This is a genomic window from Microbacterium radiodurans (assembly GCF_008710705.1).
In the GTDB taxonomy this organism is placed as follows: Bacteria; Actinomycetota; Actinomycetes; order Actinomycetales; family Microbacteriaceae; genus Microbacterium; species Microbacterium radiodurans.
Genome location: NZ_VYRZ01000002.1, coordinates 117,316 through 137,531, shown reverse-complemented (window position 1 = coordinate 137,531; position 20,216 = coordinate 117,316). Strand labels below are relative to the sequence as shown.

Genomic DNA, 20,216 nt, shown 5'->3' with positions numbered 1-20,216 from the left:
AATCGGAAGGCGGACGTCGTTGCGTCGGCCGGGACCCGGCCTCGAGAGCGCGCGTCCGTCAGCACCGGAGGAGACCCCATGGCCGCCGCGCCCTCATCGACGACCACCGCATCCACACCCGGTTCCGTATCGAGCGTCGTGTCGCCCGAGGCCAACCGCGTCATCTGGCTGCTGCTGGTGGCCGCCTTCGTCGCGATCCTCAACGAGACGACGATGGGCGTCGCCATCCCGCACCTCATCGGCGACCTCGGCATCACGGCCGTGGCCGCGCAGTGGCTGACGACGGCGTTCATGCTGACGATGGCGGTGGTCATCCCGATCACCGGGTTCCTGCTGCAGCGGTTCACGACGAGGGTCGTCTTCGCGACGGCGATGAGCCTGTTCTCGACGGGCACGCTCATCGCGCTCCTCGCCCCGGGCTTCGAGGTTCTGCTCGTGGCCCGCGTCGTGCAGGCTTCGGGAACCGCGATCATGATGCCGCTTCTGATGACGACGCTCATGACCGTCGTGCCGGCGCACGCGCGCGGACGCATGATGGGGCGCGTCAGCATCGTCATGTCGCTCGCCCCGGCGATCGGCCCGACCCTCTCGGGCTTCCTGCTCGACACCCTCAGCTGGCGCTCGATCTTCGGCGTCGTGCTGCCGATCGCGCTGGTCTCACTCGGCATCGGGGTGCGCTGGATCCACAACCTCGGCGAGACCCGCCGCGCGCCGCTCGACGTCGCATCCGTCGTCCTGTCGGCCTTCGGCTTCGGCGGCCTGGTCTTCGGACTGAGCCAGATCGGCGGCGCGGGCCACGGCGGGGGCGACGCCGCAGCGGCGGGGGGACCGACGATGGCCCTCGTGATCGCCCTGTCGGTGGGCGTCCTCGGACTCGCCGCGTTCGTGTGGCGCCAGCTCCGGTTGCAGCGCATCGACAGCGCTCTGCTCGATCTGCGCGTGTTCCGTTCGCGCAACTTCTCGCTCTCGGTCGCCCAGCTCGCGGTCATGTCGATGGCGTTCTTCGGAACCATCACGCTCCTGCCGCTCTACATGCAGAACGTCCTCGGCCTGAGCGCGCTGGAGTCCGGACTCATCGTCCTTCCCGGCTCGCTCGCGATGGGCATCGCCGGACCGTTCATCGGCCGCATCTACGACCGGTGGGGCACGCGCGTGCTCCTCGTTCCCGGGGCGGTCATCGTCACCGGCATCCTTTGGACCTTCACGACGCTCTCCGAGTTCACGCCGGTGTGGTTCCTGCTCGCCCTGCAGACCGTGCTCTCGCTCGGCCTCGCGATGTCGTTCACGCCGCTGTTCACGGCGTCGCTCGCGTCGCTCGAGCCGCGCTTCTATTCCTACGGCAGCGCGATCGTCTCGACGCTGCAGCAGGTGGCGGGAGCAGCGGGGATCGCGCTGCTCATCACCGTGATGGCCGGGACGGCCGCGGCTGCGGGAGACCCGGAGTCGGTGGCGGCCGGTGCAGCGGGTGCGCGTGCGGCATTCCTCGTGGCGGCGATCATCGCGTCGCCGCTGATCGTGGGGGCACTCCTCATCCGCAAGCCTGCGGACTCGCCGGCCGGGGTTCCCGCCGGGCACTGACGGGGGCACGCGTGACGGGCGTGGCCTCCCCGCCGGAGGCTCAGTCGGCCGAGCAGCATCCTCCGCCGCAGCACGAGGAACCCTCGGGGGCGGCGAGCAGGTTCTTCTCGTCGGGAACCGGCTGGAGGGTCTGGGGCTTCGAATCGGATGCCGTGGACATACCGCCATCGTAACCCCGCGCGGCACCACGCGGTGCCGGACGTGTCAAGGCGGTCGAAGCCGGCCGAGCCGGTGCGTAGCGTCGTGTACATGAGCACTCTCGATGGCAAGAAGATCGCATTCCTGGCAACCGACGGCTTCGAGGACAGCGAGCTGACTTCGCCCTGGCAGGCGGTGACGGATGCCGGCGCGACGGTCGTGCTCGTCGCTCCCGAGGCGGGCGAGATCACCGGCAAGAACGGTCATTCGCAGAAGGTCGACCTCGTCTCGGCCGATGCGGATGCCGCAGACTACGATGCGCTCGTCCTGCCCGGCGGTGTCGTGAACGCCGACAACCTCCGCCTCGACACCGACGCCGTCCGATTCGCGAAGGACTTCTTCGCGCAGCACAAGCCCGTCGGCGCGATCTGCCACGCGGCCTGGATCCTCACGGAGGCCGACGTCCTCTCCGGACGGACGCTGACCAGCTTCCCGAGCCTGCGCACCGATCTGATCAATGCCGGCGCGACCTGGGTCGACGAGGAGGTCGTCGTCGACGAGGGACTCGTCTCGAGCCGGACGCCGGATGACCTCCCCGCGTTCAACGCGAAGGTCGTCGAGGAGGTCTCCGAGGGCACCCACTCGGGCCAGACCGCCTGATCGGCCGGGGCGCCCGCGCCCTGCTCCGCACCCGCGGGTCAGGGCGCCACCGCGACGCGCAGGTCCGGCCGGCGCCGAGCGAGGTCGATCGCCTCGTCCAGGCGCGCGAGCGGCAGGGGCGGAGCGACGACATCGGCGAACGGGAATCGCCGCGTCGCGGGGTTGCGGACGAAGGCGACGGCTTCCCTGAGATCGTCGTGTGTCGGGACGGCCGGCGCAGTGGCGGCATGGGCCGTGACGACACCCCGCGGTCCCCCGGCGACGGCCGTCGCCGAGACGGTGGCGGATGGTTCGCCGCTCCGGACGCTCGACGCACCGAAGCGAACCGCCAGCGTGCGGGTTCGCGCGTCGGCGGAGGCGGCGTCGACGATCGCGCCGCGGTCGGCGGCCATGGCCACGAGCGCGAGGGCCGCGAGTCCGTCGCCCGCGACGCTGACCCGGGACCCGGCGAGTTCGACGGCCTCATCGAGTTCCCGGGCGACAGCCACGGCCCGCGCGATCGCCCCCGCCGCCGGGGCGAGCAAGCACGCGGCAAGCGTCTCTCCGACGCGGACGATCGGGACATCGGCGCCGAGGTGGACGTGGGTCGCGAACGCGCCGACGAGCTCCCGATGCGCCGCGATCCGCTCGCGCGGGCCCGCTCCGCTCACGACCCGCTCACCGAGCTCGAGCGCGCGGCCGTCCACGGCGGGCGCGGGCGCGCCGACCGCGGCGACGCGGCCGACGAACTCCGACCCGAGCACCGTGGGCATCGGCGGTGACGCTCCGCCGTCGTGCGCGGCGACATCCTCCTCCGCGACGGTGGCGAGTTCCACCCGGAGCAGCACCTCGCCCGGTGCGAGCGAGACGCCGGGCACGGCGATCGTCTCGTGCGGGCGTCCGGGTCCCATCCAGGCGCGTGCGATGGCTGCGGGGCGCAGCAGCACCTCCGAGCGCGCGGCGGAGACGACCGCGGCCGCTCGACTCCGCGCAGGGGTGGGGACCGCCATCTGTGCTCCTTCGCCGGTGGATGCGGTCAACTGTTGCAGTGCCGAGAGAGGCGATCGGCCCCCGCGCCCACCGTTCGGCAGTTGTTCACCGAATCGTGGGCGGCCCGTCTTTCAGCGGCCGCAGCTAGGCTGAGCACGCACGCCCGCACGCAGAGGACTCCCCCATGAAGATCGTCGATTCCGCCGACTGGCGCGATCAGTTGAGCTACGAGACGCCTTACCGTGTGGACGAGGTGATCCCCGGAGATCCGGCTCGCTGCGCGGGCTGCCCGGCCGACGCCGAACCCATCGACCGTTCCGCGCTGTGGGCCGTGAAGCACCGGCATCCCACCAACCACGGGGGCTACGTCCGGTTCTACTGCGCCGACCACCTTCCCGCGCGGCCGGCCGCGCCGGTGGCCCCCGCCGCTAAGCCGGCAGCGCGGCGCGCCGCTCCGCGCGCGACGGCGCGGGCATCGTCGCCGCAGCGCACCACCCCCGCGAACCGCGCCGACGTCGTTCGGGCGATGTGCCCGGACTGCTTCGTCGAGGTGTCCGCCGCGGGCGAGTGCGGAGTCTGCGGCATCCGGATCTGACGGTGTCGTTCCCGACCGCACGGTGGTGCCGATCACGCCGCGGCCGAGCGCTCTGCACGCGACCGACCGGCCACGCCGGGCTCCATAACCGGATGGGCACGTCGCAGATGTGGTCGGAAACCGAGGCCGACCCGCTCGCCTGCCCCGGTGCCGGGTCGGCCGAACGGGCGGCGCCGCCTCTCCCCGACGGTTTCCCGTTCGGGCGAGCGCTGTGCCCCGAGTGCACGGGCTTCGTCGCTCTGGAGCGCAGCCGACTCGCGCCGCACGACGCCTACCGCGCCGGCGATCCCGTTGAGGACGCGCGGCGGGCGGAGTGGTTCAACAGCGTCGGCTGGAACTGAATCGGGCGGTCGAGAGCGGCCGCGCTCATTCCTGCCGGTTCGGGACCGAATGCGGCATGTTGAGCTCATCGGGATCGACCTCGACGTCTCCGACGTCGTCCGGTCCGCCGGTTCCCGGCCGGGTGCGGATGCGATCGTCGGGCACGTCGTCGTCGGGGCTGGTCGCCGCCTCGTCCTGCTTCTCCCGCGTCTCGGTGTCGCTGCCGGGCGTGTAGCGCATGTCCTTCCGGACCGCGTCGGGCTCCGCCAGCGGTTCCTGGCCGCTCGCCGACAGGGGTTCCTGATCGCTCATGGTCTCGCCTTCCCGCCGGGTGCTTCCCGATCGAGGACGACGCTACGTCGTCGCGGTGCGGCGGTTCACGGCGCTTGACCGCACGCGGGGGGCGTGTGATCATCGACCCCCCCTAGGGCATGGCAGTGGAGAAGGCAACAGCACGACAGCGTGCGGCAGCGACGGCGACCATGGGGCCATGAGACGAATCACGTACGCGGGCGACACGGTGATCACGACGGACGATGTGGCGGCGGCGCTGGTCGAACTCACGGCAGCGGTCGCCAACTACGGGCGTGCCGAAGCCGTCCGCATCCCGATCGTCCTCGAGGAGTCGGGCCGCACCGACGAGGCCGAGCTCGTGATCGGTGTCGGCAATGATGTCCTGTCCGCGCCGGTCTCGTGGACGGACGACGAGCCGGACTTCTCGGAGGGCGCCGAGTCGCTGCGGATGCACGAGAGCTACCCCCGTCGTCAGACCGGTGCGCACCTGTATCCGGTCGACGAGGTTCCCACCCAGTGGGACCCCGACCTCGAGGGCTTCCGCGACGCCTGAGCCCCGCGGACTCTCGGCGCCGACGGGGCGCGTACGCTGTCTCCCGTGCGAGCGGTGGTGATCGAGGCGCCCGGTGGTACGCCGACGGTGCGGGAGGTTCCCGATCCCGAGACGCCTGCCGACGGGGTTCTCGTCGAGGTGCACGCCACCGGCCTCTGCCGCAGCGACTGGCATGCGTGGGCGGGGCACGACGACGTCGGACTCCCCTACGTACCGGGTCATGAGTTCGCCGGCATCGTCGCGGCCGTCGGCGCCGACGTGCGTGGCTGGAACGTCGGCGACCGGGTCACGGCGCCATTCGTCAACGGCTGCGGCGCGTGCGATTGGTGCCGTGCGGGCGACGCGCAGGTATGCCCGGCTCAGCGACAGCCCGGGTTCACCGACGCCGGCTCGTTCGCGGAGCGCGTGGCGGTCTTCGCCGCCGAGACGAACCTGGTGCGGGTGCCCGACGATGTGCCGCTTTCCGCGGCGGCGTCGCTCGGATGCCGCTTCGCGACCGCTTTCCGTGCCCTGACGGCTCGAGCGCGGGTGCAGCCCGGCGAGTGGGTCGCCGTGGTCGGTGCGGGCGGGGTGGGACTGAGTGCCGTGATGATCGCACGCGCGCTCGGAGCGCGCGTGGTGGCGGTCGATCGATCGTCCGCCGCTCTGGATCTGGCTCGCCGAGTCGGCGCAGAGGCGACGGTCGCGGCCGGGATCGCGGACGACGTCGCGGCGGCGGTCGTCGCGGTCACCGGCGGTGGCGCGCACGTCTCCGTCGATGCGGTCGGCAGCGAGCGGACCTGCGCCGGCGCCGTGCTCTCGCTGCGCCGGCGTGGTCGGCACGTGCAGATCGGGCTTCTCGCCTCGGAGGACGGGCTGACGCCGGTCGCCCTCTCTCGAGCCGTGGCGTGGGAGCTCGACCTGCTCGGGAGCCACGGGATGGCGGCGCGAGACTATCCGGCGATGCTCGAGCTGATCGCCGGTGGAGCACTGCGGCCCGCCGACCTCGTGTCCCGGACCGTCGGGTTGGCGGAAGGCGCAGCGTTGCTGCCGTCGATGGTGGATCGGCCCGCTGGCGGCATCACGATCATCGACCCGCGGCGGTGACGAGGCGCCGGGGCGCGGTCAGCTCCAGCGAGCCCGCCCCTGCGAGGCGTCGTCGATGCGGACGCGGAGGCGCGCGAGGCGCTCGTCGTCGATCTCGACGGTGATGGTGACGTCACGGTGGTGATCGGCGGCGAGCGGAGTCACTCCGGCGTTGTCGATCTCACGGCGCACGACGCCCTCGATCGCGTAGGGAATCGTCACGCTGACGACCGAGGTCCGGACGAGTCGGATCCGCTCGACGCCGTCGAGCGCGTCGGCGACGGCCTGGGTGTAGGCGCGGACGAGCCCGCCGGCACCGAGCTTGACGCCGCCGAAGTAGCGGACGACGGTGGCGAGCACGCCCTCGAGCTGCTGGTGGCGGAGCACCTCGATCATCGGACGCCCGGCCGTTCCGCTCGGCTCGCCGTCGTCGTTCGCGGACGAGTGACCGCCCGCGAGGAACGCCGAGCAGACGTGACGCGCATCGGGATGCCGACGTCGGAGATCGGCGATGCGGGATGCCGCTTCGTCGCGGTTTGAGAGGGGTTCGACGCAGCCCAGGAAACGGCTCTTGCGGACCACCAGCTCGCTCGTAGCGGCAGTCGACAGCGTGAAGGCCATGCCCGCTCCCCCGCGCTCGTCTCGTCTCCCGTGATCGGGCTCCGCGCCACACAGCCCGGCCGGCCACCCGCCGACTCTACCCGTCCGCCCCTCCCGCACCGTGAGCCTCGAGCACGGCGACGGGTCCGAACCGTGGGCGCGTTGGAGTGGTTTCGACTCGCCGGGGCTCGCTCGAAGCCTGGGAGCGGGGCGGGCAGCTGTCAGAACGGGGGTGGTGGTTCGGGTGGGGGTCGTTCGGCGACGAACTCAGGCGTGAAGCAGACCGATGGAACAGCAAGATCTTCGCGGTAGATGCGCCCGGTGGGTGAGGTCCATTGGATCACCCCGGCGCCGAGTTGAACGACGAGCCAGTCGGTGAACTGCTTCATCGAGTGGTGCCGTTGGCACAGGTTGCACAGGTTCGACTCGCACGTCGGCCCACCCAGGGCGTGATCGATCGAATGGTCCAGTTCGCACCGGATCGCGGGGAGGTGGCATCCCGGCCACCGGCAGTGTCGGTCGCGGGCTTGCAGCATCCGGCGGAGCGCGGCCGGTGGCCGGTACTGATCGACACGCGTCACGGTCTTCGTCGTCGCGTCCAGGTAGACCCGGTCCCACAGGGCGGCATCCCCGGCCAGGGTGCGGGCAGTGTCCGCGTCGATCAGGCCCGCGCCGACGAGTTCGGCGGCGCGGTCGTCCTTCCCTGCGAGGGTGTCGGCGGTGACGACGAGCTGCACGCGCGCGCGGATCGCCCCGAGCGAGGTCTTTCCGTCCCTCCCGTGCGTGGGGTCTATTGCGGGTCCGCCGGTCAGGCCCAGATCGCAGAGCACGTCCGCTCGGACCTGCTGACGGGTGCGCGTATCGGGCTCGTGCTCCTCGCCCGCCGCGCGAGCATCCACGGCCGCTTCCTTCGCCGCATCGATCGTCGACACCGCCATCTGGTTGAGCCGATCGTCGATCGCGACCAGCAGCGTCGTCGCGCCGCGGAGTGTGAGCTCCGACATCCCGTCACCCAGGTCACGCAGGAACACGCCCCGATCGGCGACAGCCGCTTTGTGGCGTTCCGCGAGCGTGCGGGCGGTGAAGTGCTGCGCCAACGACTCCAATGCCGGGCGGACCCGCGCTGGCACATCCCGTTCGGCGACGGCGATCGCGGCTTCCTGCCATTCCTCGTGGTTCTCCTCGGGGATGTTCCGGCCGAGCTTCACCACATCGTCGACATGCTTGGCCGTGAGCCGGCCCTCTTCCCACGCGGCGAGCACGAGCGGGTTCCCATCGACGATCTCCAACGCCCGCCCGATTTCGTTCTGCACACGCCGATCACCGCATCGCGCGATCGCGGCGAACTCCGCCGCGACGGCCCGCAGCTGCATGTCCGTCTCACGACCCAACAGGCCGTTCCGCCGCGACATCGACAGCGCCTCACGACCGAGGACAGCGAGCTTCCGCAACCGAGCGACCTCGACGGCATCCTGCGAACGAAGCAGCCCCTCGGCGCCGTCGAGCTCGACGCGGATGCGCGCCCACGACTCCTCGTCGCTGCTCGATGGGTTCGTCCGCATGTTCGCCATTTTGCCATGGGGCACCGACACGACACTCGATCACCTCCTCGATCTGTCGACGACGCGACGCTCGATGCCGCTGGGGAGGAGGTGTCCATCGGCCGGACACGCTCGCGCTCGTGGTCAGACGTTGAAGCGGAACTCCACGACGTCGCCGTCCTGCATGACGTAGTCCTTGCCCTCGAGGCGCGCCTTGCCCTTGGAGCGGGCCTCGGCGACGGAACCGGTCGCGACGAGATCGTCGAACGAGATGACCTCGGCCTTGATGAAGCCCTTCTCGAAATCGGTGTGGATGACACCGGCCGCCTGCGGGGCCTTCCATCCCTTGCCGATCGTCCAGGCGCGAGCCTCCTTCGGGCCCGCCGTCAGATACGTCTGCAGTCCGAGCGTGTCGAACCCGATCCGCGCGAGCTGGTCGAGACCCGACTCGTCCTGTCCGGTCGACGCGAGCAGCTCCGCCGCCTCCTCCGGGTCGAGGTCGATGAGCTCCGACTCGATCTTCGCGTCGAGGAAGACGGCCTGCGCGGGAGCGACGAGAGCGGCGAGCTCCGCCTTGCGGGCGTCGTCGGTGAGCACGGCCTCGTCGACGTTGAAGACGAAGATGAAGGGCTTGGCGGTGAGGAGGCCGAGTTCCGCGATCGGCGCGAGATCGAGGGCCGATCCCGACAGCAGCTCGCCGCGCTGCAGCGCATCCTGAGCCGCCTTCGCCGCCTCGAGCACCGCGGGGTCGAGCTTCTTGCCGCGCACCTCCTTCTCGTAGCGGGTGATCGCCTTCTCGAGGGTCTGGAGGTCGGCGAGCTGGAGCTCGGCGTTGATCGTCTCCATGTCGTTCTGCGGGTTGACCGCGCCCTCGACATGCACGACGTCATCGTCGGCGAACCCGCGCACGACCTGCGCGATCGCGTCGGCCTCGCGGATGTTGGCGAGGAACTGGTTGCCGAGTCCCTCGCCTTCCGACGCTCCGCGGACGATGCCGGCGATGTCGACGAACGACACGGCAGCGGGCAGGATGCGCTCCGACGAGAAGATGCCGGCGAGCACCTGCAGGCGCGGGTCGGGCAGGTTCACGACGCCCACATTCGGCTCGATCGTGGCGAACGGGTAGTTCGCCGCGAGAACCTGATTCTTGGTCAGCGCGTTGAAGAGCGTCGACTTGCCGACGTTGGGGAGACCGACGATTCCGATGGTAAGAGCCACGGGAGTCCAGTCTACGCGGGTGGCCTCCCCCCTCCGCGTGCCCGCCCGTCGCGAATCCGGCGCGCCTCCGCGACGACATGCGGCGCCCGGGTGACTCTTGAGGCGTGCCCCTGGACTTCACCGCGATCGACTTCGAGACGGCGAACTCCTCGAGCGCCTCGGCCTGTTCGGTCGGTCTGGTGAGGGTGCGAAACGGCGAGGTCGTCGCCTCGGCCGGCTGGCTGATCCGGCCTCCCGCCGGGCACGACAGGTTCTTCGACATCAACGTGTCGATCCACGGCATCACCCCCGACAGAGTGCGCTCCGCGGCCACGTGGCGGGAGCAGCTGCCCGACCTCCTCGCCTTCATCGGCGACGACGTCCTCGTCGCCCACAACGCGGGGTTCGACGTGGCGGTCCTGCGTCGCGCATGCGAGGCGACGGCGGCGGCTCTCCCGGCCATCCGCTCGCTCTGCAGCGTCCAGCTCGCCCGCAAGACCTACCAGCTCGACTCCTACCGACTGCCGCTGGTCGCCGCAGCCGTCGGCTTCCTCGACTTCGCCCACCACGATGCCCTCGCCGATGCCCTCGCGTGCGCGCACATCGTGATCGACGCCGCGGGACGTGCGGGCGCCTCGGACGTCGTGGAGCTCGCGATGCTCCTCGGCGTGCGCATCCCCGAGCACGACGCCCTCGTGGCAGCCGAGTTCGCGACCGCCTGAGTTCGCTTCGTCTGCCGGTTCACCGGCCGACGGCTCGCCTCGAGTGCGATGTCGGACCCCGCGGGCATCATGGCGGCATGGACGCGTTCCCGCTGATCGTCATCGCTCTGCTGTGTCTGGCCGCCGGCGCCGCCGCAGGCTGGTTCGCAGCGACCGCGCGAATGAGTCAGCACACGGCGGCAGCCCGCGCCGACGCTGAGGCGCGCGCCGCGGTCGCCCGCGCCGAGCGAGACGCCCTTGCCGAGCAGCTCGATCGCCAGCGCGAACTTCAGCGCGAGTTCGGCGCACAGTCCCGGGCGGAACAAGCGGCTCGCGATGAGCGCGAGCGACGCGAACAGGCCGTGCTGCGCGCCCTCGCACCGGTGCAGGAGTCGCTGCAGGCCATGCAGCACAAGGTCGAGACGCTCGAACGCGAGCGCAGTGAGCAGTACGGCTCCGTCGCCGAGCAGCTCCGTCTCGCGCGCGAGACGGATGCCTCCCTCCGGGCAACGACGGAATCGCTCGCGGGAGCGTTGCGCTCGAGTGCGACCCGCGGCGTCTGGGGTGAGACCCAGTTGCGTCGGATCGTCGAGTCGGCCGGGCTCACCCGATACGTCGACTTCGAGACGCAGACGACGATCGCGACGGATGCCGGAGCCGGCCGTCCCGATCTCGTGGTCCGGCTCCCCGGCGACAAGGCTCTGGCCGTCGACGCGAAGGTGCCGCTGGACGCCTACCTCGAAGCGAGCGCGATTCCGGTCACCGCGCAAGGCGACGACGGCGCGCGTCGCAAGGCGCTTCTGGGTGCGCACGTGAAAGCCGTCCGCGCGCATGTCGATGCGCTCGCGAAGAAGACCTACTGGGCGGGGCTGTCGACGAGCCCCGAGTTCGTCGTCTGCTTCATCCCCAGCGAGTCCCTGCTCGCCGCCGCCCTCGACGAGGACCCGGCCCTGCTCGACTACGCCTTCAGCCGACGTGTCGCGCTCGCCTCTCCGGTCAACCTCTGGGCCGTCCTCAAGACCGTCGCCTACACCTGGACGCAGCAGAACGTCTCGGATGACGCGCGCCGGCTCTTCGACCTCGGCACCGAGCTCTATCAGCGTCTCGGCGGTCTGGCGACGCATGCCGGCGAGTTGCGCCGCGCCATCGAACGCACCGTCGAGTCGTACAACCGTTTCGTCGGCAGCCTCGAGAGCCGGGTCCTCGTGACAGCGAGGAAGTTCCCCGGCATCGACGACACCCGACTCGATGCGGCCGCCGCCCCGAGCGGCATCGAGACGGGGCCGCGACCGTTCACGGCGCCGGAGCTGCTCGCGGCGGACGTCGGCGAGCTGCGCGATCGCCTGGAGACGCCCGAGCGCTGAATCAGTGGTCGATCAGGAGGGGAAGGCGTTGACCAGCGCGACGGCGACGACGGAGACGGCGACGAACGCGCCGATCATCCACCATGAGCTGACCTGGTGACCTTCGGGGTGCCGGCGCCGGAGAAGGACGTCGGGACGCCGCGCAGGGTCGATCGGGATCGCGACCTGACCGGTCTGCGGGCTGTTCGCTGTCGTCGACATGGTTCTCCCGGGTGCTGACAAAGGGTGGTCATCTCCGTTGATACCGTCAGTCATTCTGACAGAGCATTGCTGGGAGAGCCCCTGCTTGACACCAGCCGTGTCGCGATAGTTATGTGCGCTCTACCGCCCGTTCACAGCCACTTCGACGTGAGGTGCTCCGACGAGATCCGTCGCAGAGTGCCCGACGCACCGCGGAGCACGACGCTTTCGGTGTAGACGTAGTCGCCCTCTCGACGCACGCCCGCGACGAGCTCGCCGTTGGTGACACCCGTGGCGACGAAGATCGTGTTCTTCCCCCGGACGAGATCGTCGGCCTCGTAGACGTGACCGTCGAGCGCGAGACCCGCATCGATGCCGCGCTGCTTCTCGTCGTCGTCGCGAGCCCAGAGGCGTCCCTGGATGTGCCCGCCGAGCGCCTTGATCGCACACGCGGTGACGATGCCCTCGGGGCTGCCGCCGATGCCGACGCACATGTCGGTGCGGGCGTTGTGCCGCGCCGCGTTGATGCCTCCTGCCACGTCGCCGTCGCTCATGAGGCGCGTGCCGGCGCCCGCCTCGCGGATCTCTTCGATGAGCCGCGCGTGACGCGGACGGTTCAGCACCGAGACCACGAGCTCATCGACGGGCTTGCCCAGCGCCGCCGCGAGTCGCCGGATGTTCTCTCCGACGGGGAGCCGGATGTCGACGACCCCGACACCGGCGGGGCCGGTGACGATCTTGTCCATGTAGAACACCGACGACGCGTCGAGCATCGCCCCGCGGTCGGCGACGGCGATCACCGACAGCGCGTTGTTGCGGCCCTCGGCGGTCAGTGTCGTGCCGTCGATCGGGTCGACCGCGATGTCGGCCTGCGGCCCGCGCCCGGTACCGACGTGCTCGCCGTTGAAGAGCATCGGCGCATTGTCCTTCTCGCCTTCGCCGATCACGATGACGCCGTCGAAGTTGACCGTCGTCAGAAAGGCCCGCATGGCGTCGACGGCAGCACCGTCGGCCTTCTCCTTCGCGCCGCGGCCGATGAACGGCACCGAGCGGATCGCTGCGGCCTCCGTCGCACGGACGAGCTCGAGAGCGAGGTTGCGGTCGGGATGCAGCGGACTCATGTCGGCGGTCAGACTCACCATGCCGCTCAGCTTAGGTCCGACGATATGCGGAATCGTCCGATTTGCCCGCGTCAGCCGACGAAGGAATCCCGATTCTTTACGCTAAGCCCAACCATCCGGACCCTTTCGCGGACCGCAGGAGCCGGCCGCGGCCCGAGGACGTCGCTTCGATAAAGTGGATGCCGGTAACACCGCCGATCTGAGGAGCGCTCATGCCCATCGCCACCCCCGAACAGTACGCAGAGATGCTGGATCGTGCGAAGGCCGGCGGTTTCGCCTACCCCGCGATCAACGCCGCCAGCTCGCAGTCGATCAACGCGGTCCTGCAGGGCCTCACCGAAGCCGGCTCCGACGGCATCATCCAGGTCACCACGGGCGGCGCCGACTACTTCGCCGGTCACACGGTGAAGGGCCGCGCCACCGGCGCTCTCGCCTTCGCGAAGTTCGCACACGAAGTCGCGAAGAACTACCCCGTGACCGTCGCGCTCCACACCGACCACTGCCCGAAGCCGGCCCTCGAGGACTTCCTGCTTCCGCTCATCGGGGCGTCCGAGCAGGCCGTCGCGGACGGCGGCCAGCCGATCTTCCAGTCGCATATGTGGGACGGCTCGGCCGTGCCGTTGGCCGAGAACATCGAGATCGCGAAGGAGCTCCTCCCCCGCATCAAGGCGATCCGCTCGATCCTCGAGGTCGAGATCGGCGTCGTCGGCGGCGAAGAGGACGGCGTGCAGCACGAGGGTTCGAACGATGCCCTCTACACCACCACCGGTGACGTCGCGCAGGTCGTGGAGGCTCTCGGCCTCGGCGACCAGGGCCGCTGGATCGCCGCGCTGACGTTCGGCAACGTGCACGGCGTCTACAAGCCGGGCAACGTCAAGCTCAAGCCCGAGCTGCTCGGTGAGATCCAGGCCGGCATCGCCGCGAAGTTCGGCACCGGTGAGAAGCCGCTCGACCTCGTGTTCCACGGCGGCAGCGGTTCGACCGACGAGGAGATCGCACTCGCGGTCGCGAACGGCGTCGTGAAGATGAACATCGACACCGACACGCAGTACGCCTTCACCCGCTCGGTCGCCGGCTTCATGTTCCAGAACTACGACGGCGTCCTGAAGGTCGACGGCGAGGTGGGCAACAAGAAGGCCTACGACCCGCGCGCCTGGGGCAAGAAGGCCGAGTCGGCGATGGCCGCCCGTGTCGTCGAGGCGACGAAGCAGCTCGGCTCCCACGGCCAGTCGCGGAGCTGACGAACAGCACTCTCGCGAAGCTGACGAACAGCACTCCCACAAGAAACGCGGTCCGGAACCCGACAGGGTCCGAACCGCGTTTCTTCGTTCTACCGCGACGACGCGCGTCCGCTGATCAGCGCGACGTCATGAACCCTTCCATGAATCCCGAGTCGGTCACGAGCGGCACCGTCAGCAGCATCCCGACGATGAGGAACGTCACGATCGCTCCGACCAGCGGGATCCACCACGACAGGCGGCGCGCGGACAGCGACCACCACGTCAGCACCGCCGTGAGCAGCCATCCGATGCTGTAGACGATGGCGGCGGCGATCCCCCAGGCGCGGCCGGCGGCTGGATCGCTGAGGGTCGCGTCGATGCCCGCGGTGCGCATCCACGTGTCGGTGAAGCCGACGAAGTCGACGAGCTGCGGGATCGCGCCGATGACGGTGACGAGCCCGTAGGCGAGGAGCGCGATAGTGATGATCCGGTCGGCCGTCCGGGTCGGGCGCGCTGCCGCCGTGGTCGGGCGGGGCGTGGGCAACCCGCTCGACGCGTCGGCGCGGGCGTCGACCTCGACGACCGCGGTCGGTGCCACATCGGGATGCGGCGCCTCGCCGGTCGTGCCGGCGATCCGCGCGCGCTGCTCCTCGGGGGTCGCGTACTCGCCGTACTGCGGACGTGGACGCGGCGCGGCGTCGGACTCGTCCCGGTCGCTCATGCGCGGGTCCGCCCGCCGCGACCGCGTGCGTCGAGCCCGGCGGCATCGCCGCGCAGCTCCTTCGGGAGCGAGAACATCAGGTCCTCTTCCGCCGTCCGCACCTCGGCCACGTCGCCGTAGCCCGCGTCCGCGAGGGCTGCGAGCACCTCCGAGACGAGCACCTCGGGCACCGACGCTCCGCTCGTGACGCCCACGGTCCGGACGCCCTCGAGCCAGTGCTGCTCGATCTCGTGTGCGTAGTCGACACGATAGGCGGCGCGCGCGCCGTACTCGAGCGCGACCTCGACCAGACGAACGCTGTTCGACGAGTTCGCCGAGCCGACGACGATGACGAGGTCGGAGTCGGCCGCGATCTTCTTGATGGCGACCTGACGGTTCTGCGTGGCGTAGCAGATGTCGTCGGAGGGCGGATCCTGGAGTTCGGGGAAGCGGACGCGCAGGCGGCGCACCGTCTCCATCGTCTCGTCGACCGAGAGCGTCGTCTGCGACAGCCAGACGACGCGCGACGGATCCCGCACCTCGACGACATCGGCGTGCTCGGGAGACGTGACGACGGTGATGTGGTCGGGCGCCTCGCCGGCGGTGCCCTCGACCTCTTCATGGTCCTCGTGACCGATCAGGAGGATCTCGCGCTCATCGCGGGCGAAGCGCACCGCCTCGCGGTGCACCTTGGTGACGAGCGGGCAGGTGGCGTCGATCGCCTGCAGGCCGCGGTCGGCCGCGGCCGACACGACGGCGGGCGAGACGCCGTGGGCGCTGAAGACGACGTGCGCGCCCGCCGGGACGGCATCCACCTCGTCGACGAAGACGGCGCCGCGCGCTTCGAGTTCGCGGACGACGTGGACGTTGTGCACGATCTGCTTGCGCACATAGACCGGGGCGCCGAAGCGCTCGAGCGCCTTCTCGACGGCGACGACCGCGCGGTCGACCCCGGCGCAGTACCCGCGGGGGGCTGCGAGCAGAACCCGTTTCCCGGCGCCCACAGGGATATCCTGGAGACGGCCGTGGCGCCCCGGCACGCGGGGCTCGGGCAGCCGGACAGCGGAAGTGCTCACTCCTGAAGTCTACGAGGCGCGTGCGCCGCGGCGCTCGGAACCGGCCGTGAGGAGTCCCATGCCGTCGTTCGAGGCCGCCGCAGGCGAAGCGCCGCCCGCGGACTCCGTCCATCCTCGCGAATCGTCGCCGCAGACGCCGACCTCGATCTCGCGTCTCAACGAGACCATCCGCGACTTCGTCCAGCGCTGGAGCGCAGTCTGGGTCGAGGGAGAGATCACGTCGTGGAACCTGCGCGGCGGCCACGTGTTCGGTCGCCTCAAGGACACGAGTGCCGACGCGGCCCTGTCGTTCCGGCTGTGGTCGAGCACGCTGCAGCGGCTCGGTGCGAGCCCCCAGGTGGGCGACCGCGTCGTGGCCTGCGTCAAGAGCGACTTCTTCGTCAAGACCGGCGACTTCTCGTTCACTGTCTCGGCGATGCGTCCGACCGGGCTCGGCGATCAGCTCGTGCAGCTCGAACGGCTGCGGGCTCAGCTGCGCGCCGAGGGCCTGTTCGATCCGGCGCGCAAACGGCGACTGCCCTTCCTCCCCCACCACATCGGTCTGATCACGGGTGAGCGCAGCGACGCCGAGCGCGACGTGCACCGCAACGCCGAGCTGCGCTGGCCCCATGTCGAATTCCGGACCGTACACGCCGCCGTGCAGGGCGACCGGTGCGTTCCCGAGACGATCGCCGCTCTGAAGGCTCTCGACGCAGATCCGGACGTCGACGTCATCGTCATCGCACGCGGTGGCGGCGACCCGCAGAGCCTGCTCGGGTTCAGCGACGAGCGGCTGCTGCGCGCCGTCGCCGCCGCGACCACCCCCGTCGTCTCGGCCATCGGGCACGAGAACGATCACCCGCTGCTCGACGACGTCGCCGACCTCCGCGCATCGACGCCGACCGACGCCGCCAAACGGGTCGTGCCCGACGTCGTGGAGCAGCGCGCCGTCGTGGAGCAGCTGCGCTCGCGCGCCCGCACACGTCTGACGCAGCGCGTCGCACACGATCTGGCGCAGCTCGAGCAGCTGCGATCGCGGCCGGTTCTGCGGGATCCGGAGTCGCTCCTGACCACGCGCGCACACGAGCTGCACGTGCTCGATGCGCGCTGCCGGGAGGTCCTCAACCGGCGACTGACCGCCGCCGAGAACGAGACCGGACGGCTCCGCGCATCGCTTCGCGCCCTGTCGCCGGGAGCGACGCTCGATCGCGGGTACGCCATCGCGCATCTCGGCGACGGCGTCATCGTGCGCGACGCCGCGCAGGCCGTCGCCGATGCGTCCGTCGTCGTGACCGTCGCCCGCGGATCGTTCACCGCTCGGTCCGAGGGCGAGATCCCCGAGGACGGCGGCGCCACCGGCGGAACGGATGCCGCGGCACGACCGCTCTAGAATGGACACCATGACCTCGTCGACCGATGGCTCAGCCGCCGACGTCGCGACCCTCAGCTTCGAGCAAGCCCGTGACGAGCTCGTGCGCGTCGTCTCCGAGCTCGAGCAGGGCGCGCCCACGCTCGAGGAGTCGCTCGCGCTGTGGACGCGCGGCGAGCATCTCGCCGCACGCTGCGAAGAGTGGCTCCTCGGTGCTAAGCGCCGCCTCGACGAAGCTCGCGCCGCGCGCGCGAGCGACGACTGATGGCCCGCGGACCGCGCGTCGTCGCGGAGCTCGGCCGGCCCGAGACCGCCGATGAGACCGCAGCCCGCAAGGCCGAGTCCTCGCGGGTGTACCGTTCGAGCCAGACGACCCGCAATCTCATCGCGGCCCTGCTCGTGACCATCGGCATCGTCGTCGTCATCATCCTTGCGGTGCCGCGAGGAACGGCGCCCGCCCGTCCAGGCATCGACGTCGCGGCCGTCGCGGCCGACATCTCGGGCTCGATCGACCGCGAGCTCGTCGTCCCGCAGGTTCCTGCCGAGTGGCTCGTCAATAAGGCCGAGCTCGCCGGCGACAGCGTTCGCGCCTGGGAGATCGTCTACGCACCCGAGAACGGCTACATCAACGTCAATCAGGGCTTCGACGCCGACGAGGGCTGGGCTTCGCGCCAGGTCAGCGGCGCGAGCGTCGGAGGGACCGAGGAGATCGGCGGCGTCGAGTGGGACGTGTTCGACATTCCCGACCCGTCGCGCGCCGGCAACATCTCGGTCGCGCTCTCGGCACGGGCCGGTACCGACACCGTGCTCGTCTACGGCGGCGGCGCGGTCGGCGGCGACACGGTCCGCGAAGCCGCGCGCGGCCTGAGCGAGCAGATCAGTCAGATGCAGGAGGAAGCCCCGTGACCGAGACCAGTCAGCTCCCCAGCCCCCAGGATGTCTGGGAGGAGATGAAGGCGGGCAACGCCCGCTTCGTCGGGGGCACGCCGCGCCATCCCCGTCAGGACGTCGACCGGCGTCAGGCGACCGCGACCGTCCAGAACCCCCGCGCCGCGCTGTTCGGGTGCTCCGACTCGCGCCTGGCCGCGGAGATCATCTTCGACGAGGGACTGGGCGACCTGTTCGTCATCCGGAACGCCGGTCAGGTCGTCTCCGACTCGGTCGTCGGCAGCCTCGAGTACGCCGTCGCCGTGCTGAACGTCCCCCTCATCGTCGTCCTCGCGCATGACGCATGCGGCGCTGTGCGCGCGGCGATCGACAGCACCGGTGCCGACGCCCCTGAGCTGCCGCCGCTCATCTGGCGTCAGATCGCTCCGATCGTCCCGGCCGTGCGCAGCGTCATCCGCTCCACCTCCGAGCCCGGCACGCGTCCCGAGACGGTCGACCCCGAGGCGGTGGGACGCGAGCACCTCCGCGACACGGTGGACCAGCTCCTGCGCGCCTCCGAACTGATCAGCACCGCCGTCACGGAGGGACGCGTCGCCATCGTCGGCGCCAACTACCGTCTCGCCGAGGGCGAGGCGGTTCCCCAGATCATCCGCGGCGCCGTCGACGACGCCGCATCCTGACGACCCACCGAGAGAAGGAACAACGACGTGACCGAGATCGAGTACCGCATCGAGCACGACACCATGGGCGAGGTGCGCGTCCCGCGCGACGCGCTCTACGCCGCGCAGACGCAGCGCGCGGTCGAGAACTTCCCGATCTCGGGTTCGGGTCTCGAATCGAGCCAGATCGCCGCCCTCGCGCGGATCAAGAAGGCCGCCGCGCTCGCCAACAAGGCGCTCGGGACGCTCGACCCGGCCGTCGCCGACGCGATCGCGGCCGCCGCCGACGAGGTCGTGACGGGACGCCACGATGCGAACTTCCCGGTCGACACGTATCAGACCGGTTCGGGCACCTCGTCGAACATGAACATGAACGAAGTGCTCGCGACCCTCGCGACGCGCTCGCTCGGGGCCGCCGTCCATCCGAACGACCACGTCAACGCGTCGCAGTCCTCGAACGACGTCTTCCCGACCTCGGTGCACATCGCGGTGACGCAGGCGCTCATCGACGACCTCATCCCCGCGCTCGACCACCTGGCCGTCTCCCTGGAGACGAAGGCGGACGCATGGCGGAGCGTCGTGAAGTCGGGTCGCACGCACCTCATGGACGCGACCCCGGTGACTCTCGGACAGGAGTTCGGCGGCTACGCGCGCCAGATCCGCCTGGGCATCGAGCGGGTGCAGTCGGTCCTCCCTCGGGTCGGCGAGGTCCCGCTCGGCGGCACGGCGGTCGGCACCGGCATCAACACGCCCGTCGGCTTCCCGCAGAAGGTCATCGAGCTCCTCGCGGCCGAGACCGAGCTGCCCATCACCGAGGCGAAGGACCACTTCGAGGCGCAGGCCAACCGCGACGCGCTCGTGGAGGCATCCGGCGCCCTCCGCACCATCGCCGTCTCGCTGACGAAGATCAACAACGACATCCGCTGGATGGGCTCGGGTCCGAACACCGGTCTCGGCGAACTGCACATCCCCGATCTGCAGCCCGGTTCGTCGATCATGCCCGGCAAAGTGAACCCCGTGGTCCCCGAAGCCGTGCTCATGGTCTCGGCGCGCGTCATCGGCAACGATGCGACGGTCGCCTGGGCCGGCGCGTCCGGGGCGTTCGAGCTCAACGTCGCCATCCCGGTGATGGGGACGGCCCTGCTCGAGTCCATCCGTCTGCTCTCCAACGCGGTCCGCGTCCTCGCCGACAAGACCATCGACGGTCTCGAGGCGAACGTCGAGCGGGCCGCCGCCTTCGCCGGCATGTCCCCCTCGATCGTCACGCCGCTGAACAAACTGATCGGCTACGAAGCCGCCGCCAAGATCGCCAAGCACGCCGTAGCGCAGGGCATCACGGTGCGTGACGCCGTCATCGATCTCGGGTACATCGAGCGGGGCGAGCTGACCGAGGCGCAGCTCGACGAGAAGCTCGATCTCCTCTCGATGACCCACCCGGGTTGATAATC

23 protein-coding genes are annotated in these 20,216 nt (G+C 70.4%); 14 read left to right on the top strand and 9 right to left on the bottom strand.

The genetic code is table 11. From position 1 onward, the window contains the following. The first annotated feature begins 78 nt into the window (after positions 1-78). Both F6B42_RS06455 and F6B42_RS06450 read left to right on the top strand, forming a co-directional pair. Positions 79-1,578: an MDR family MFS transporter gene (locus tag F6B42_RS06455; RefSeq protein ID WP_150418819.1), complete on the top strand. Its 1,500-nt coding sequence runs from the start codon at positions 79-81 to the stop codon at positions 1,576-1,578. A gap of 249 nt (positions 1,579-1,827) precedes the next feature. Continuing rightward, positions 1,828-2,376 carry a type 1 glutamine amidotransferase domain-containing protein gene (locus F6B42_RS06450; protein ID WP_150418818.1) on the top strand — a complete coding sequence of 183 codons (549 nt, stop codon included), beginning with the start codon at positions 1,828-1,830 and terminating at the stop codon, positions 2,374-2,376. 38 nt (positions 2,377-2,414) lie between these two features. Here F6B42_RS06450 and F6B42_RS06445 read toward each other — a convergent pair whose 3' ends face one another. Then, a complete protein-coding gene (locus F6B42_RS06445; protein ID WP_150418817.1) occupies positions 2,415-3,365 on the bottom strand; it encodes an alcohol dehydrogenase catalytic domain-containing protein in 951 nt (316 codons plus the stop codon). Between the two features lie 164 nt (positions 3,366-3,529). On the opposite strand from F6B42_RS06445, the gene F6B42_RS06440 reads away from it, so the two are divergent. Both F6B42_RS06440 and F6B42_RS06435 read left to right on the top strand, forming a co-directional pair. Further along, positions 3,530-3,940, top strand: a complete 411-nt coding sequence (locus F6B42_RS06440; protein ID WP_150418816.1) for a glucose-6-phosphate dehydrogenase — start codon at positions 3,530-3,532, stop codon at positions 3,938-3,940. A gap of 92 nt (positions 3,941-4,032) precedes the next feature. Continuing rightward, positions 4,033-4,281 (top strand): hypothetical protein, encoded by a 249-nt coding sequence (locus F6B42_RS06435; RefSeq protein WP_223878389.1) that lies wholly within the window; start codon positions 4,033-4,035, stop codon positions 4,279-4,281. Positions 4,282-4,306: 25 nt separating this feature from the next. Here F6B42_RS06435 and F6B42_RS06430 read toward each other — a convergent pair whose 3' ends face one another. Then, entirely contained in the window at positions 4,307-4,573 is a 267-nt protein-coding gene (locus F6B42_RS06430; protein WP_150418815.1) for a hypothetical protein, read from the bottom strand. Between the two features lie 178 nt (positions 4,574-4,751). Between F6B42_RS06430 and F6B42_RS06425 the strand changes: the two genes are divergently transcribed. Together F6B42_RS06425 and F6B42_RS06420 are read left to right on the top strand one after the other, a co-directional pair. After that, positions 4,752-5,108 (top strand): hypothetical protein, encoded by a 357-nt coding sequence (locus tag F6B42_RS06425; RefSeq protein WP_150418814.1) that lies wholly within the window; start codon positions 4,752-4,754, stop codon positions 5,106-5,108. Positions 5,109-5,153: 45 nt separating this feature from the next. Continuing rightward, complete coding sequence (locus tag F6B42_RS06420) at positions 5,154-6,194, top strand: alcohol dehydrogenase catalytic domain-containing protein (protein ID WP_150418813.1); 1,041 nt, start codon at positions 5,154-5,156, stop codon at positions 6,192-6,194. An 18-nt stretch (positions 6,195-6,212) separates the two neighbouring features. On the opposite strand, the gene F6B42_RS06415 is transcribed toward F6B42_RS06420, so the two are convergent. The 3 genes from F6B42_RS06415 to ychF form a co-directional block, all read right to left on the bottom strand. Beyond that, complete coding sequence (locus F6B42_RS06415) at positions 6,213-6,794, bottom strand: IMPACT family protein (RefSeq protein WP_150418812.1); 582 nt, start codon at positions 6,792-6,794, stop codon at positions 6,213-6,215. A 200-nt stretch (positions 6,795-6,994) separates the two neighbouring features. Then, the gene (locus F6B42_RS06410; RefSeq protein ID WP_150418811.1) at positions 6,995-8,335 is read right to left on the bottom strand and encodes an HNH endonuclease signature motif containing protein; all 1,341 of its coding nucleotides are present in this window, start codon (positions 8,333-8,335) and stop codon (positions 6,995-6,997) included. A gap of 123 nt (positions 8,336-8,458) precedes the next feature. Then, positions 8,459-9,532, bottom strand: a complete 1,074-nt coding sequence (ychF, locus tag F6B42_RS06405) for a redox-regulated ATPase YchF (protein WP_150418810.1) — start codon at positions 9,530-9,532, stop codon at positions 8,459-8,461. A 104-nt stretch (positions 9,533-9,636) separates the two neighbouring features. Here ychF and F6B42_RS06400 point away from each other — a divergent pair, with 104 nt between their 5' ends. Beyond that, positions 9,637-10,233, top strand: coding sequence for an exonuclease domain-containing protein (locus F6B42_RS06400; protein WP_150418809.1), 597 nt, complete (start codon positions 9,637-9,639; stop codon positions 10,231-10,233). A 77-nt stretch (positions 10,234-10,310) separates the two neighbouring features. Continuing rightward, a complete protein-coding gene (locus F6B42_RS06395; protein ID WP_150418808.1) occupies positions 10,311-11,576 on the top strand; it encodes a DNA recombination protein RmuC in 1,266 nt (421 codons plus the stop codon). A gap of 12 nt (positions 11,577-11,588) precedes the next feature. Here F6B42_RS06395 and F6B42_RS06390 read toward each other — a convergent pair whose 3' ends face one another. Together F6B42_RS06390 and glpX are read right to left on the bottom strand one after the other, a co-directional pair. After that, on the bottom strand, positions 11,589-11,777 hold the full coding sequence (locus F6B42_RS06390) for a UDP-N-acetylmuramyl pentapeptide phosphotransferase (RefSeq protein ID WP_150418807.1): 189 nt from the start codon (positions 11,775-11,777) through the stop codon (positions 11,589-11,591). A gap of 131 nt (positions 11,778-11,908) precedes the next feature. Next, entirely contained in the window at positions 11,909-12,898 is a 990-nt protein-coding gene (gene glpX / locus F6B42_RS06385; RefSeq protein WP_150418806.1) for a class II fructose-bisphosphatase, read from the bottom strand. 191 nt (positions 12,899-13,089) lie between these two features. On the opposite strand from glpX, the gene fbaA reads away from it, so the two are divergent. Next, a complete protein-coding gene (gene fbaA / locus F6B42_RS06380; protein WP_150418805.1) occupies positions 13,090-14,118 on the top strand; it encodes a class II fructose-bisphosphate aldolase in 1,029 nt (342 codons plus the stop codon). Between the two features lie 115 nt (positions 14,119-14,233). Here the strand turns inward: fbaA and F6B42_RS06375 are convergent, their stop codons facing one another. Together F6B42_RS06375 and F6B42_RS06370 are read right to left on the bottom strand one after the other, a co-directional pair. Beyond that, complete coding sequence (locus F6B42_RS06375) at positions 14,234-14,818, bottom strand: DUF6264 family protein (protein WP_150418804.1); 585 nt, start codon at positions 14,816-14,818, stop codon at positions 14,234-14,236. Further along, positions 14,815-15,873, bottom strand: a complete 1,059-nt coding sequence (locus F6B42_RS06370) for a 4-hydroxy-3-methylbut-2-enyl diphosphate reductase (protein WP_191089293.1) — start codon at positions 15,871-15,873, stop codon at positions 14,815-14,817. The genes F6B42_RS06375 and F6B42_RS06370 overlap by 4 nt, the downstream gene beginning before the upstream one ends. A gap of 58 nt (positions 15,874-15,931) precedes the next feature. Here F6B42_RS06370 and xseA point away from each other — a divergent pair, with 58 nt between their 5' ends. The 5 genes from xseA to F6B42_RS06345 are packed head-to-tail and all read left to right on the top strand — an operon-like array spanning position 15,932 to position 20,211. Then, a complete protein-coding gene (gene xseA, locus F6B42_RS06365) occupies positions 15,932-17,242 on the top strand; it encodes an exodeoxyribonuclease VII large subunit (protein ID WP_150418803.1) in 1,311 nt (436 codons plus the stop codon). A 1-nt stretch (position 17,243) separates the two neighbouring features. Further along, positions 17,244-17,486 carry an exodeoxyribonuclease VII small subunit gene (locus tag F6B42_RS06360; protein ID WP_150418802.1) on the top strand — a complete coding sequence of 81 codons (243 nt, stop codon included), beginning with the start codon at positions 17,244-17,246 and terminating at the stop codon, positions 17,484-17,486. Further along, positions 17,486-18,127, top strand: coding sequence for a DUF4245 family protein (locus F6B42_RS06355; protein WP_150418801.1), 642 nt, complete (start codon positions 17,486-17,488; stop codon positions 18,125-18,127). Before F6B42_RS06360 ends, F6B42_RS06355 begins: the two co-directional genes overlap by 1 nt. Positions 18,128-18,171: 44 nt before the next feature. Next, on the top strand, positions 18,172-18,789 hold the full coding sequence (locus tag F6B42_RS06350; protein WP_150419537.1) for a carbonic anhydrase: 618 nt from the start codon (positions 18,172-18,174) through the stop codon (positions 18,787-18,789). Positions 18,790-18,816: 27 nt separating this feature from the next. After that, a complete protein-coding gene (locus F6B42_RS06345) occupies positions 18,817-20,211 on the top strand; it encodes a class II fumarate hydratase (RefSeq protein ID WP_150418800.1) in 1,395 nt (464 codons plus the stop codon). Positions 20,212-20,216: the final 5 nt, after the last annotated feature.

Bases quoted from the DNA above. Each gene is read 5' to 3' on its own strand.
- F6B42_RS06445 (WP_150418817.1), bottom strand. From the start codon at position 3,365: ATGGCGGTCCCCACCCCTGCGCGGAGTCGAGCGGCCGCGGTCGTCTCC.
- F6B42_RS06360 (WP_150418802.1), top strand. From the start codon at position 17,244: ATGGACACCATGACCTCGTCGACCGATGGCTCAGCCGCCGACGTCGCG.
- F6B42_RS06355 (WP_150418801.1), top strand. From the start codon at position 17,486: ATGGCCCGCGGACCGCGCGTCGTCGCGGAGCTCGGCCGGCCCGAGACC.
- fbaA (WP_150418805.1), top strand. From the start codon at position 13,090: ATGCCCATCGCCACCCCCGAACAGTACGCAGAGATGCTGGATCGTGCG.
- F6B42_RS06410 (WP_150418811.1), bottom strand. From the start codon at position 8,335: ATGCGGACGAACCCATCGAGCAGCGACGAGGAGTCGTGGGCGCGCATC.
- F6B42_RS06455 (WP_150418819.1), top strand. From the start codon at position 79: ATGGCCGCCGCGCCCTCATCGACGACCACCGCATCCACACCCGGTTCC.
- xseA (WP_150418803.1), top strand. From the start codon at position 15,932: ATGCCGTCGTTCGAGGCCGCCGCAGGCGAAGCGCCGCCCGCGGACTCC.
- F6B42_RS06430 (WP_150418815.1), bottom strand. From the start codon at position 4,573: ATGAGCGATCAGGAACCCCTGTCGGCGAGCGGCCAGGAACCGCTGGCG.
- F6B42_RS06375 (WP_150418804.1), bottom strand. From the start codon at position 14,818: ATGAGCGACCGGGACGAGTCCGACGCCGCGCCGCGTCCACGTCCGCAG.
- F6B42_RS06450 (WP_150418818.1), top strand. From the start codon at position 1,828: ATGAGCACTCTCGATGGCAAGAAGATCGCATTCCTGGCAACCGACGGC.
- glpX (WP_150418806.1), bottom strand. From the start codon at position 12,898: ATGGTGAGTCTGACCGCCGACATGAGTCCGCTGCATCCCGACCGCAAC.
- F6B42_RS06415 (WP_150418812.1), bottom strand. From the start codon at position 6,794: ATGGCCTTCACGCTGTCGACTGCCGCTACGAGCGAGCTGGTGGTCCGC.
- F6B42_RS06390 (WP_150418807.1), bottom strand. From the start codon at position 11,777: ATGTCGACGACAGCGAACAGCCCGCAGACCGGTCAGGTCGCGATCCCG.
- F6B42_RS06350 (WP_150419537.1), top strand. From the start codon at position 18,172: ATGAAGGCGGGCAACGCCCGCTTCGTCGGGGGCACGCCGCGCCATCCC.
- F6B42_RS06440 (WP_150418816.1), top strand. From the start codon at position 3,530: ATGAAGATCGTCGATTCCGCCGACTGGCGCGATCAGTTGAGCTACGAG.
- F6B42_RS06435 (WP_223878389.1), top strand. From the start codon at position 4,033: ATGGGCACGTCGCAGATGTGGTCGGAAACCGAGGCCGACCCGCTCGCC.
- F6B42_RS06425 (WP_150418814.1), top strand. From the start codon at position 4,752: ATGAGACGAATCACGTACGCGGGCGACACGGTGATCACGACGGACGAT.
- F6B42_RS06395 (WP_150418808.1), top strand. From the start codon at position 10,311: ATGGACGCGTTCCCGCTGATCGTCATCGCTCTGCTGTGTCTGGCCGCC.